Source organism: Ensifer sp. D2-11 (genome assembly GCF_054161295.1).
In genome coordinates, this window is the sequence record NZ_CP096434.1 from 681,447 (window position 1) to 693,611 (window position 12,165).

Below are 12,165 nucleotides of genomic sequence, written 5' to 3' on the forward strand. Positions count from 1 at the left end.
CGGGCGGCTAAAGAATTTCATCCTTGAGGTAGTACCAGCGATACATGCCCCACTGGCCGAGGCGTCTGAAAGGCGTGAGCAGGCCATGGCTCGGCAGCGGCGACGTGAAGATCGGCAGATCGAGTGCGCCGCCCTTGCCCGCCACCATCTGGGCCATGCGGCGGCCGGCCTGGGCGGAATACATGACGCCGTTGCCGCCATAGCCCATCGCATAGAACAGCGGCTGTTTCGGATCGGGCCGGAAGATCCGCGGCATCATGTCGTGGCTGACATCGACCCAGCCCCACCAGGAATAGTCGATCGTGATCCCATTCAGGATCGGGAACTTTCGGTAGAGCCCTTCGAGCAGCCGATCGAGATGTTTGAGGTTGACCGCGTCCCGGCCGGTGATGGCGCTGCGGCTGCCGATCTGCACGCGGCCGTCCGGCATCATCCGGTAATAGTGGCGCAGCGTGCGCGTATCGGTCAGCGGGATCCGCGTCTTGAAGTTCAGTTCAGCGCGTTCTTCCTCGGTCAGCGGGCGCGTTACGATCGAGTTGGAGAGGATCGGCATCAGCCGGTGCCGCGTCAGCGAATGCAGGTCCGGCGAGGTATAGCCCGCCGTCGCAATGCAGACGGCGCGCGCACGAACGGTGCCGCCCGGCGTAGTAAGATGATAGGCGCCGTTCTTCCAGTCGCAGCCGAGAACGGGGCTGGCCGTGTGGACCCGCGCACCGAGCTTGCGTGCCAGATTGAGGTAGCCGAAGGCGAGCTTGGCCGCGTGGATGCCCATGCCGTCCGGTTCGTACATCGCCCCCCTCGCCTCCTCGTCGCGTACGAAGTCGCGGTGGACCTCATCGCGGCCGACGATGCGCGAGCGGTAGCCGAAAACCTCGTTGAGAAGCCGCGACTCGGCTTCGAGCGCCGGCATCACCTTGTCCCGATGGGCGATATAGAGGTGGCCGCCGTCCTGAGGGTCGCAGTCGATTTCGGGCGAGCGGATCAGGTCCCGGAAGAGATCGAAGGCTTCGCTGATTTCACCATGCAGCCTTTTGGCCACATCGACGCCCCAGCGCTCGATCCATTGCGAACGCTTGAGCCGGCCGGCGGAAATCTGCGCCTGACCGCCATTGCGGGTGCTGCAGCCCCAGGCGACGCCATTGGCTTCGAGCACCGTCGCCTTGATGCCATGCTCCTGGGCCAGATGGATCGCGCAGGAGAGCCCCGTATATCCGGAGCCGACGATAGCGACGTCGACGTCCATATCGCCTGTAACGGGCCCATCGTCGGCAGGCGGAGTGCCGGCCGTGCCGATCCAGTAGGTCGGCGCATAGTCCTTGCCGTCGCCCGGATTGGGCGCGCGGATCGGATCATAGGTCGGATCGAAGGGCTTCCGCGATGCGATCGGTCTGGCCAGTTGGTGTTCCATGTCGTGATCCTGCCCTGGAGGCTCTCAGTATCTCGGCTGCGGTTCGATGAGCGGTCGGTTTTTTCGGAATGCCTGCTTGCGGACGATCTTTCCGTCGCGAAGCGTGAAGAGATCGCAGCCTTCCGCGACGATGCGCGTACCGTCCTCATTGGTCCCCGAGAACGTCCACTCGGAGACGGCGCGATCACCGTGGACGAAGTGGCTGTGATGATCCCAATGGGCATCCCGCATTGCCGTCCATACGCCGGAGAAGGCATCGGTGATCGCCTCGGCGCCGGCGATGCGCTTGCCGCAGGCCTCCGGGCCGGCAACGGCGTTGAAGACGCAATCGGCGGCGAAAAAGGCCATGACGTTGTCGATGTCGTGTCTGTTGAAGGCGTCGAAAAGCTTTGCAAGATCTTCGGCGGTCATGTCGAAATTCCTTTGTTCATGCCTGGGCATGGCTTCGCCGGGCGGGCGGCCGTAGGCCCGTTGAAATGCTTGAGAAGAGGTTGTCCGGGGCGGCCGACTAGGTCCGAGCGGCTGCCGTCACACTTTGCCCTTCCAGGGAATGAGCGCCTTTTCGAGGTAGCGGATCATGAGATCGAAGGCGAAGGCGAAGACGCCGATGACGACGATGCCCATGATGACCGTATCGCTGGCGAGGTATTCGGCGGCATTCAGCACCATGAAGCCGAGGCCACGATGGGCGGCCACCATTTCGGCGGCGACGAGCGTGGTCCAGCCGACGCCGATCCCGATACGCATGCCGGTGAATATCTCCGGCAGTGCAGCCTTCAGGATCACATGTCCGATCACCTGGGCTCGCGTCGCGCCCATCGCGTAAGCCGCATGGATCTGTTCCGTCGAGACCGAGCGGACACCGGCTCTGGCGGCGATCGCCATTGGCGCGAAGATCGCCAGATAGATCAGGAACACTTTCGGGAATTCACCGATGCCGAGCCAGATGATGATCAACGGCAGATAGGCGAGCGGCGGCAGCGGCCGGTAGAATTCGATAATCGGGTCGAAGAGACCGCGCACCACCCGGTTGACGCCCATGAGGATGCCGACGGGAACGGCCGTGACGAGTGCCAGCAGGAAAGCTCCGAGCACGCGGCCGAGACTTGCCAGCGTATGCTGTGCCAAAGTGGAGTTCGAGACGCCTTCGGTAAGCGCGATCACGAACTTGTCCCAGACCGCAAGCGGCGACGGCAGGAACAACGGCTTGATCCAGCCCATTTCGGTCACGAGCAGCCAGAGCGCGATGAACGCAAGGGCCGTGAGCAGGCTGATGTGGCCGCTCATGCCGTCGCCCGGCGCACCGTAGATCCTGCCCGGGCGAACCGGTTTGCTCTTTGCGACACCCTCAAGCATGGAGGAGCTCCGGGTTGCCGGACTGGAGCTCGTCGCCATAGATGATGCCGAGGATTTCTTCACGCATGTCGATGAAGTCGCGGCTGGATTTGATTGCGCGTGCATTGCCGTTCTCCAGGAAGCGTTTGTTGAAATCGAGCTCGTAGGTATGGGTGATGCGGCCCGGACGGGGCGACATCACGATCAGCCTGGAGCCGAGGAACAGCGCCTCCTCGACGCTGTGGGTGATGAAGAAGAACATCTTGTTGGTGAGTTGCCACACTTCCAGCAGCAATTCCTGGATGGTCTCGCGCGTCAGAGCATCGAGGGCAGCCATCGGCTCGTCCATAAGCAGCATCGCCGGATCGCAGGTGAGCGCGCGGGCGATGCCGACACGCTGCTGCATGCCGCCGGAGAGGTGATAAATCATGTGCCGGTGGAAATCCTGCAGCCCGACAAGGGCCAGATTTCTCGTCGCCAGGTCCCTGCGGGTCGCCTTGTCGACACCCCTGAGCTTCAATCCGAACTCGGTATTGTCGATAACGTTGAGCCACGGGAGCAGCGCGTGCTTCTGGAAGACGACACCGCGGTCGGCGCCGGGGCCGGTAATGCGGCGGTCTCCCAGCATGATTTCCCCGTCGCTCGGCGCCATGAAGCCCGCCATCAGGTTGAGGAGCGTGGTCTTGCCGCAGCCCGATGCACCGAGGGCGACGACGAAATCGCCGCTTTTGATTTCGAGATTCACGCCCTTGAGCGCGATGACCGCCTGGTCCGAATAGAGACCGGGATAGGTCAGACTGACATTGCTGACGTTGAGCGTTTCCATGTCGCAGGCCTTCCTGGAAAGTGCTGTGTCGAGGGTATCAGCGGCGCTCCCAGCCGCGCACGGCGCGGGCGGGAGCGCGCGTCGTCTGCTACTTGGCGGCTTCTTTCGCATAGGCGCTGTTGACGAAGGGTGCGTAGTCGTCGAGCGCGGTATCGATCTGTTTCTGAGCGACCAGGAAGTTGGCGCTCGCCTCCAGCGCCCGGACAGCGCCGCCGCCAAGCCACTTATCGGAGACCTGTTCGTCGGCGGTCGGGAAGGACAGGAGGTCCAGTGCCTGGACGATACCCTCGGCGTCGCCGCCGATCAGCTTGACCATGCCCTGGACCTGCGGCGAGTCGGCCTTCCAGCCGCTGCCATTCGCCTTGTAATCGGCATAGGCGTCCGCGAGCACCTTGGTGAAGGCGGCCATGAATTTGGGGTTTTCCTCGGCCCATTCCTTGTCGGCCACGAGCCCGTCGAAGGTCGGCACGCTCGCGGCGCCGATCGCCTCGGAATCGGAGATGACCTTGCCGCTCTTCAGGAGTTCCGACAGCGCCGGCGGCCAGACATAGGCGGCATCGATATCGCCGCGCTGCCAGGCAGCGACGATCTGCGGCGGCTTCATGTTGAGGATGTTCACTTCCCTCGGATCGGTTTTCCATACCTGTTCGAGGCCGACCAGCAGATGGAAGTGCGAAGTCGAGACGAAGGGGACACCGACATTCTTTCCCTTCAGGTCTTCCGGCTTTTCGATGCCGGATCCTTCTCGTGCGACGAGCGCTTCCGACTTGCCGATATTGTCAAGGATCCAGAAGAGTTCGAGCTCGACGCCGCGGGACGCTGCGGCTGTCGTTCCGGTCGAGCCGATGACGCCGATCGGCACGTTTCCGGAGGCGAGCGCCGTCGAGATGTCACCGCCGGAGCTGAACTGGCGCCAATCGATCGTATAGCCGGCTTCCTTCGCTGCGGCATCGAAACGACCGTCGGCAATCGCCGAGATGAACGGACCGACGATCTGCTGATAGCCCACGACGACGCTGGTTTCCGCTTGGGCGGCGAAGGAAGTGAGGACGCCGGCGGCGATGGCCACGGCTCCGGACAAGTGCTTGAAACTTCTAAGGTGGATCATGTCGTTACCCTCTTTGGTTATGTCGCCCCGCTTTTTGCGGGGTCGCGCCGTACATTGAATGACGGTCTTGCTTGCTGAATAGAAATAGGCCCACGCCTCGGATTGCCTTATATCCAGATAGGAAGTTAGATGAGTCCAGTTGGACGAGGTGAACAATGGCTGGCTCGACCGTCTCCGAAACGATCTTCTTCCTCGACCGGGCCAGCCAAACGGGCCTGCAGGCGCAGATCCGCGAAACGATCGTTTCGGCCGTATTGTCGGGCCGCCTGGCGCCGGGCGCCCAATTGCCCTCCAGCCGCAAGCTTGCGGCCTATCTGAATATTTCGCGGATCACCGTGACGCTCGCCTATCAGGAACTCGCTTCCCAGGGCTATGTGGAGGCGGCGAACCGGAGCGGCTACCGTGTGGCCGGCAAGCCCCCGACGACAGCCATCGCGATGCAGGCCGCCCATGCTGCGGCCGATGTCATCGACTGGTCGGCCAAGTTGCGCTCGACCTTCATCGTCGCCAAGCAGATGCGTAAGCCCCTCGACTGGCGAGCCTACCCTTATCCGTTCCTATACGGTCAGATGGACCCGTCGCTGTTCGACCTCACGGCCTGGCGCGACTGCGCGCGACGGGCGCTGGCGCGCGAGGATTTCGAGCTGATGGCGGGCGACTTCGCGGCGGCGGACGACATCCAGCTTGTCAACTACATCTGCTCGCGCACATTGCCGGGCCGCGGCATCCGCGCAAACCCCGACGAGATCCTGGTGACGGTGGGCGCGCAGAACGCCCTCTGGATCGTCATCCAGCTCCTGTTGCGTCAGGGCGCCCATGCGGTCTGCGAGAACCCCTGCCATCCCGACATGAGTGCATCGCTTCGCTTGAGCGGCGCCGGGGTCACCTTCGTCGACGTGGACAGGGACGGCCTGCCGCCCGCCGCGCTTCCGGAAGAGGTCGATGCCGTGTTCGTCACGCCCAGCCATCATTCGCCGACCGGCGCGACTATGCCGATCGAGCGGCGGGCGGCCTTGCTCGAGGCGGCCGCCTCCAAGGACTTCATAATTGTCGAGGACGATTACGAGTTCGAGATGAGCTTTCTGGCGCCCCCCTCCCCGGCCCTCAAGGCCTTCGACCGCAGCGGCCGGGTCTTCTACATCGGCAGTTTCTCCAAGTCGCTGTTTCCCGGCCTGCGTCTCGGCTATCTGGTGGCGCCGGCTGCCGTGATCCGGGAGGCGCGGGCACTACGGGCCTTGATGTTGCGGCATCCGCCGGGACACCTCCAGAGAACGGCCGCCTATTTCCTGGCGCTCGGACACTATGATGCGGTGCTGCACCGCATGCGCGAGGAGTATCATCGCCGCCACATCATCATGGACGCTGCCCTCCGGGACGCCGGATTGAAGATCGCCGGATCTGCGGCTTTCGGCGGCACGTCCTTCTGGATCGAGGGGCCGGAAGGTCTCGATGCGGACTTGCTGATGAACGCTTTGCGAAAGGACGGCGTGCTGATCGAATCCGGGTCGCCCTTCTTCCCGAAGGACGACGGCCCATGCCGCTTCTTCCGCATGGGCTACTCGTCGATCGCGCGCAACCGCATAGCCGACGGCGTGGCCCTGACTGCGGCGCGGATTGCGGAGCGGGGTTAGAATGAGCCTTGCAGCGGGATGTTCGTGGAGGACGACGCTAATGAAGCTCTGCGCCCAATGCGTCGCCTTGAGAGTGCTTGAAGATTGATGAAATGGCTCGAGCGCGGAGAGCGTCCTGCTTTGGCGGCATGTTGAAGAGCCGACCATACTCGCGCGTGAACTGGGAAACGCTTTCATAGCCCACTTCGAATGCCGCGTTGCTTGCCGAGAAGGCTTGGTCGAGCATGAGACGTCGTGCTTCGATGAGACGCAGTCGCTTCTGATACTGTCCCGGCGTCAACGAGGTCATCATCTTGAAGTGCTTGTGAAATGCGGTGAGGCTCATCGCCGCTGCCGCTGCGAGGCGTTCGACAGGCACGCGCGAGCGATACTCGGTCCTGAGTATCGCTATGGCGGCAGCCAGGCGGCCGGCATAACTGTCGGGGTCGGCAAGCGTCCGCAGCGCCGGACCATGCGGACCCGATAGGAGCCAGTAATGCAGTTCCCGCATGATGCCGGGCCGCAGAATCGGCACCGCGTCCGGTCGGTCCAGAAGATGCATCAGGCGCGACGCGCAATCGAGCATCGCTCCTTCGGTATCTTCCGCGAACAGCGTTTGAATTCCCGATGGACGTAGTGAGCAAGTATCGCCGATCTGGGCCGCGACTTCGCGCAGGAGCGCCATCTCCAGTTCCACGGCGATCGCAAGATAGGGCGCACCCGAGCTCGCCTCGACGATCCGTCCGACCACAGGCATGTCGGCCGCCACGATGACGGATTGTCCTCCGTAGAATACACGTTCCTCGCTTCCCACTATCATGCGCTTCGCGCCTTGCAGCACGAAACAGACGAGTGGCCGGTAGACGGAGTGCAGGTCGCCGGCCGGATCTTCAACGCACATCGTGCGCAACCCTGGCACGGTGGTGATGGCCAATCCGTCGCGGTTCGCGTGGCAGCGTGCATAGGTGCGGACAGCTTGCTTGAGCGCATTCATATCACTTGTTCCTGCTTTTCGGTCTGAACGTAGCACGTCAGCGAGGGAGTTTCACCGCCCCTGCAGGATAAGGCAAGTTATGCGCAGGCCATGGCAAGCTTCCATGCTCGCGTTCGCTGTAAAAAACTCCTGACAACGTGGATGCAGATCCTCTTGCTTTCGGATGCCCGCCAACGAACTGGGCAGACCTATGGGGAGAGCAACGGTCCGCAGATAGAGGTGGAGAAAGTCAAAGTGAAAACGACGGGAAACACAATTCTCATTACCGGCGGCGGCTCCGGGATTGGCCGGAAGTTGGCCCAGCGTTTCAACGCGCTCGGAAACACCGTGATTGTAGCAGGCCGGCGCATGGAGACGCTGGAGGAAACGATCGCCGGCCGCCAGGACATGTACGCAGTGGCGGTCGACGTTGACGATCGCGACCACATCAGGGAATTCGCCGGGCGCGTGCTGACCGAGCACCCGGCGCTGAACGTACTGGTCAATAATGCCGGCATCATGCGTCGCGAGGACCTGTCCGGGAAGCGGGACGTGCGTGACGCAGAGCAGACGATCACCACTAATCTTCTGGCACCGATCCGGCTGACGAACGAGTTGATCGATCATCTCATCAGGCAGTCGGATGCGACCATCGTCAATGTGAGCTCCGGTCTTGCCTTCGTGCCGATGAGCAGCACGCCGACCTACAACGCCACGAAGGCGGCGATTCATTCATATACGGTCTCGCTGCGCGAACAGCTCAAGGGAAAGGTCGAGGTCATCGAGCTTGCACCGCCTGGGGTGCAAACCGACCTCACGCCCGGCCAATCCACGCGCGAAGGCTATATGCCCTTAGCCGCCTTTATCGACGAGACGATGACGCTGTTCCTCCAGCAACCGACGCCCCGAGAGATTCTGGTGGAACGGGTCGGCTTCCTGCGCTGGGCGGAGCGAAACGGGAACTTCGACAAGGCCGTCGAGATGCTCGGTGCAGCTGAGTGAGACGCTCTCGTTTGATGCCGCGATGAAGCGTGCGCCTTTGAACTCAACGTCCATGGGACCCTCGGTCGACGCAGCGTCGACTCAATCGCCGAAAAGGAGATGAAAATGACAGATAACCAGAATGTGTCGGGTACCAATGCGGTGTCGCGGCGCAAGCTGCTTGCCGGAGCTGGTGTTCTTGCCACATCGGCCGCCATGGCAGGCTTGGCTCAAGCACAGTCCGCGGCCACGCCGGACGGAACGGTGCCGGGAACTGCCGGCAGTCCACGAGTTGCACTTGTAACTGGCTCGTCCAGAGGAATAGGTGCGGCAACGGCACGACAGCTAGGCCGCGACGGCTATCGAGTGGTCGTAAATTGCGTGGCGAACAGGGATCTGGCAGCCCAGGTCGCGCGCGACATCGAGGCCAGCGGAAGCCAGGCTATTTGGCGGCAGGCGGATGTGCGGGATCCCGCAGCCGTGCGAGCGCTGTTCGATGCCGGCGAAGAGGCGTTCGGCGGCATCGACGTCGTGGTGGCCAACGCCGGGGTCATGCATCTGGCGCCCTTCGCCGATATGTCCGACGAAGACGTCAACCACATGTTCGACGTCAACATCCTCGGGAGCTTCCACACGTTGCGCGAAGCGGCGCGGCGCGTTCGCGACGGTGGCCGGATATTCGCCCTTTCCTCCACCATCACCAGGTTTCGCACGGAAACCTACGGACCTTACGCGGCCTCGAAAATGGCTCAGGAATTGTATGCCACCGTTTTGGCGAAGGAGCTGGCGGGACGGAACATCTCCGTCAATGCGATTGCTCCGGGCGTGGTCAACACGACACTGTTCACCGACGGCAAAACTGAAGCGGAGCTCGCTGGTTTTGTAAATCGCACGCCGCATGGACGGCTCGGCGAGCCGGACGACATCGCCAATGTCATTTCGCTCTTGTGCAGTGGCGATGCCTCTTGGGTGCACGGTCAAGTCGTATACGCGAATGGTGGCATTGCGTAGATGGCGTGCGGTAGCGATCTGCTTCCGCGAGGTGGTCAACGATATCATGGCTTCCGTCGCCCGACATCTGGGCGCGGAGGTGCCGCTGCCAAGAGTGATGGTCATCGAGATCGGTTCGTCCCCGGCGGTGCCGGCCAGCCCCGCATCCCGACGCCACCGCCGACACATGCCAACGCTTTTCGCTCTGCGTGAACAAAGGGTGCGCAGCCTTCCGCTGGCGAAACACCTTGGACATAGCCAAAGGAAACGATGATGCACTTGAAAGGGTTTCCAGCCGTCGGCGCCTTGACTGCGGGCAAGATATTGAGAAGGACCGTGGGAGTAGGGTTGCTTCTGGGCCTCATCCTGGTCGGCGTCGCGCGAGCCCATCACGGCTTCGACGGGCGGTACGATCTCGCCAAACCCGTCTGGGTCGAGGGGTTGGTGGTCGAGGCGTATTTCGGCAATCCACACTCCGAACTTACCGTCGAGATCTCCAGCGATTTGTCCATGCCTGCGCCCCTGCCCGACCTTGGTCCTGCAGCCAGCTTTCTCGACGCGCAATCGCTGACGGTTCCTGAAGACGTCGTTGGACAGACTGTTGTCCTCGAACTGCCGCCGACGACTCAATATTCATCGCTCGGCGACCGCATCGCTAGAGGAGACCGGATTGCTGCGGTCGCTGTACGGAATTGCGACCCGCCACGCCAACTCAACGTCCAGTGGCTGCAGCTGCCGGACGGTGAGGTGGAGAGCCGTACCGTCGCAATGAGCTATATGGTCAAAGAATGCTGACTGAGATCCTCGATGTTGTCGCCGGTTCGTCGCAGATCGGCTATCTCCGCGCCAGCCGGGTTGCCTATGCCTCGGTCAACGCTGCACATATCGTCGGGATCAGCTTGCTCGTAGGTGCAATCGTCAGCTCCGACCTGAGAACCGCGGGCTTGTGGAAGGCGGATCGTTGGCGGGAGGGGTTGGCGACATGCGTGCCGGTTGCCGCTTTCGGGCTGGCGCTCGCGCTGATTTCCGGCATGATGCTGTTTTCCATCCGAGGTGGAGCCTACATCGCGGACCCGGCCTTCCAGCTCAAGGTGCTGCTCCTGGCGGCAGGGCTGGTGAATGTATTCGCTTTCCGGCGGGCAATGGCGAAACGGAAAGACAAAGCGCCGTCGACAGCGATGCGGTTGAGCGCCATTTCGTCCATGGTGATCTGGATCAGCGCTATCTTCGCGGGGCGCTGGATCGCCTTCACAAATTGATGCGCAAGGGACCAAACCCATGAAACAGACGCGCAGAACTGTCCTACAGTCATTGCTGGCCGCACCGCCAGCAATGATTTTCACCGGATCGTCCGCCCATGTTTGGGCGCAGCTCTCGGCACTCCCTCTCACGCCTGCATGCGAAACGGGATCGGAGTCCACGCCGCAGCAGACGCAAGGTCCATTCTATCGCCCTAACGCGCCGCAAAGAAACGATCTCACGGCCGATGCCGGATCGCGACGTCGGTTTTCCCTGCGCGGTTTTGTGTTCGATACCGGCTGCCGGCCCGTGCGGGAGGCGATGGTCGAGATTTGGCATGCAGACGAGCGTGGCGAATATGACAACGACGGCTATCGCTGGCGCGCCTATCAGTTTACCGATGATGCCGGTCGGTGGGGTTTCGACACGATCCTGACGCAGCACTATTCGTTCCGCACGGCCCATTATCATGTCCGCGTGCAACCACGAGGCGGCGAGGTGTTGACTACCCAGCTCTACTTTCCCGACCATCCTAGAAACCACGGTGACAGGCTGTTCGATCCGAGGCTGGTCATGGCGCTCGACGATGACCGGAGCACTGGAAGGTTCGACTTCGTCGTCCCAAGCCTCTGAAGGCCGTGCATCGTTAACGATTGCGGCTTTCGGCGATGCCGGAAGCCGTCATTCGGCGCTTGCCGAGTTAACGGGGTCCTGCCGCTAGCTTTCCTCGATCGAGTCCACTCGGTCTGGATAGAACGCCATGTGGTCCTTGATTTCACGGACCGCGTCATGCGGATTCTCATAGGTCCAGACGGCATTCTTCGAGCGCTCGCCACCGGCTGCGATGCTGTAATAAGACGCATCGCCCTTGTAGGGGCAATAGGTCCCATGATCGGTGCGCGCAAGCAGCGACATGTCGACGTCGCTGCGGGGGATGTACTGCACGGGCGGATAGGACGCCTCGCGCAATGTGAGCGCGTCGCGCGTATCGGCTACGACGCGGCCATCGAGCTTGACGACGACGCGTCCGGGATTGCGTTCGACAGTGATCGGATGGTCGGGGCCTGGAATTCTGATCGGCTTGTCTGACATGAGCCTTCGCCTTCAGGTGGTTGCACCGCCTCTTAGATAGGGTCACGCCGCCCGCTCCCCAAGGGCCGCATCGCCCCGACGGCTGGGATGGCTTCCTGTCCGGCCAAAACAAAATCATGAAACATCGGAGATTTGAAAGAGTTGAAGCGGGATGCGGGCGGAACGCGCATGCGCCTTTCCTCGATCCCGCTCGAAGTCCAGCCAGATTGGAGATGCCAGCAGATGATTACGAGAACAGGCGGGTGCCTTTGCGGGGCGCTGAGATATGAGGTGAGCGGAGAACCTTTGCGGGTGGGACTTTGCCATTGTGCGGACTGCCGCAAGGAAAGCGGCTCCTCTTTCGTGACCTTCGCCGTCTGGCCGACCCGGGCTTTCAAGAGCTCCGGCGACGTCAAGATATTCGCCGGCCGTGGCTTTTGCCCCGACTGCGGATCGCGGCTCTTCAACCCGGGAGAAGAGGAAACCGAAATTCGCGTCGGTTCGCTGGACGACGCCCCGGCCGCTCTTAATCCGCAATACGAGATCTGGGTCGTCCGGCGCGAGAGCTGGTTGCCTCCCCTTCCGGTGCCGCAATATCCGGGGGATCGAAGCTCCAGCTAATAT

General features: G+C 62.2%; 14 protein-coding genes. 7 read left to right on the forward strand and 7 right to left on the reverse strand.

Annotation, left to right across the window (positions count from 1 at the left end):
* Positions 1 to 7: 7 nt before the first annotated feature.
* The 5 genes from M1D34_RS20335 to tauA all read right to left on the reverse strand — a co-directional run bounded on the left by M1D34_RS20335 (position 8) and on the right by tauA (position 4,677).
* Positions 8 to 1,408: an NAD(P)/FAD-dependent oxidoreductase gene (locus tag M1D34_RS20335; RefSeq protein ID WP_498784021.1), complete on the reverse strand. Its 1,401-nt coding sequence runs from the start codon at positions 1,406 to 1,408 to the stop codon at positions 8 to 10.
* Positions 1,409 to 1,432: 24 nt separating this feature from the next.
* Positions 1,433 to 1,819, reverse strand: coding sequence for a nuclear transport factor 2 family protein (locus tag M1D34_RS20340; RefSeq protein WP_498784022.1), 387 nt, complete (start codon positions 1,817 to 1,819; stop codon positions 1,433 to 1,435).
* A gap of 117 nt (positions 1,820 to 1,936) precedes the next feature.
* A complete protein-coding gene (locus tag M1D34_RS20345; RefSeq protein ID WP_010975811.1) occupies positions 1,937 to 2,764 on the reverse strand; it encodes an ABC transporter permease subunit in 828 nt (275 codons plus the stop codon).
* Positions 2,757 to 3,569, reverse strand: a complete 813-nt coding sequence (locus M1D34_RS20350; protein WP_010975810.1) for a taurine ABC transporter ATP-binding protein — start codon at positions 3,567 to 3,569, stop codon at positions 2,757 to 2,759. The genes M1D34_RS20345 and M1D34_RS20350 overlap by 8 nt, the downstream gene beginning before the upstream one ends.
* Positions 3,570 to 3,657: 88 nt before the next feature.
* The gene (gene tauA / locus M1D34_RS20355) at positions 3,658 to 4,677 is read right to left on the reverse strand and encodes a taurine ABC transporter substrate-binding protein (protein WP_498784025.1); all 1,020 of its coding nucleotides are present in this window, start codon (positions 4,675 to 4,677) and stop codon (positions 3,658 to 3,660) included.
* Positions 4,678 to 4,832: 155 nt separating this feature from the next.
* On the opposite strand from tauA, the gene pdxR reads away from it, so the two are divergent.
* The gene (gene pdxR, locus M1D34_RS20360) at positions 4,833 to 6,308 is read left to right on the forward strand and encodes a MocR-like pyridoxine biosynthesis transcription factor PdxR (RefSeq protein WP_498784026.1); all 1,476 of its coding nucleotides are present in this window, start codon (positions 4,833 to 4,835) and stop codon (positions 6,306 to 6,308) included.
* Positions 6,309 to 6,345: 37 nt separating this feature from the next.
* Here the strand turns inward: pdxR and M1D34_RS20365 are convergent, their stop codons facing one another.
* Entirely contained in the window at positions 6,346 to 7,281 is a 936-nt protein-coding gene (locus tag M1D34_RS20365) for an AraC family transcriptional regulator (protein ID WP_498784028.1), read from the reverse strand.
* Between the two features lie 234 nt (positions 7,282 to 7,515).
* On the opposite strand from M1D34_RS20365, the gene M1D34_RS20370 reads away from it, so the two are divergent.
* The 5 genes from M1D34_RS20370 (at position 7,516) to M1D34_RS20390 (ending at position 11,103) form a co-directional block, all read left to right on the forward strand.
* The gene (locus M1D34_RS20370; RefSeq protein ID WP_498784030.1) at positions 7,516 to 8,262 is read left to right on the forward strand and encodes an SDR family oxidoreductase; all 747 of its coding nucleotides are present in this window, start codon (positions 7,516 to 7,518) and stop codon (positions 8,260 to 8,262) included.
* A 99-nt stretch (positions 8,263 to 8,361) separates the two neighbouring features.
* Positions 8,362 to 9,252: an SDR family oxidoreductase gene (locus M1D34_RS20375; protein WP_498784032.1), complete on the forward strand. Its 891-nt coding sequence runs from the start codon at positions 8,362 to 8,364 to the stop codon at positions 9,250 to 9,252.
* A gap of 249 nt (positions 9,253 to 9,501) precedes the next feature.
* Positions 9,502 to 10,026, forward strand: coding sequence for a hypothetical protein (locus M1D34_RS20380; RefSeq protein WP_498784034.1), 525 nt, complete (start codon positions 9,502 to 9,504; stop codon positions 10,024 to 10,026).
* On the forward strand, positions 10,020 to 10,490 hold the full coding sequence (locus tag M1D34_RS20385; RefSeq protein WP_498784036.1) for a DUF6644 family protein: 471 nt from the start codon (positions 10,020 to 10,022) through the stop codon (positions 10,488 to 10,490). Before M1D34_RS20380 ends, M1D34_RS20385 begins: the two co-directional genes overlap by 7 nt.
* 73 nt (positions 10,491 to 10,563) lie before the next feature.
* Entirely contained in the window at positions 10,564 to 11,103 is a 540-nt protein-coding gene (locus M1D34_RS20390) for a dioxygenase family protein (RefSeq protein ID WP_498784320.1), read from the forward strand.
* Between the two features lie 84 nt (positions 11,104 to 11,187).
* Here the strand turns inward: M1D34_RS20390 and M1D34_RS20395 are convergent, their stop codons facing one another.
* Positions 11,188 to 11,562, reverse strand: coding sequence for a DUF427 domain-containing protein (locus M1D34_RS20395; RefSeq protein ID WP_498784038.1), 375 nt, complete (start codon positions 11,560 to 11,562; stop codon positions 11,188 to 11,190).
* Between the two features lie 222 nt (positions 11,563 to 11,784).
* On the opposite strand from M1D34_RS20395, the gene M1D34_RS20400 reads away from it, so the two are divergent.
* The gene (locus M1D34_RS20400) at positions 11,785 to 12,162 is read left to right on the forward strand and encodes a GFA family protein (protein ID WP_498784039.1); all 378 of its coding nucleotides are present in this window, start codon (positions 11,785 to 11,787) and stop codon (positions 12,160 to 12,162) included.
* The last annotated feature ends 3 nt before the right edge of the window (positions 12,163 to 12,165 follow it).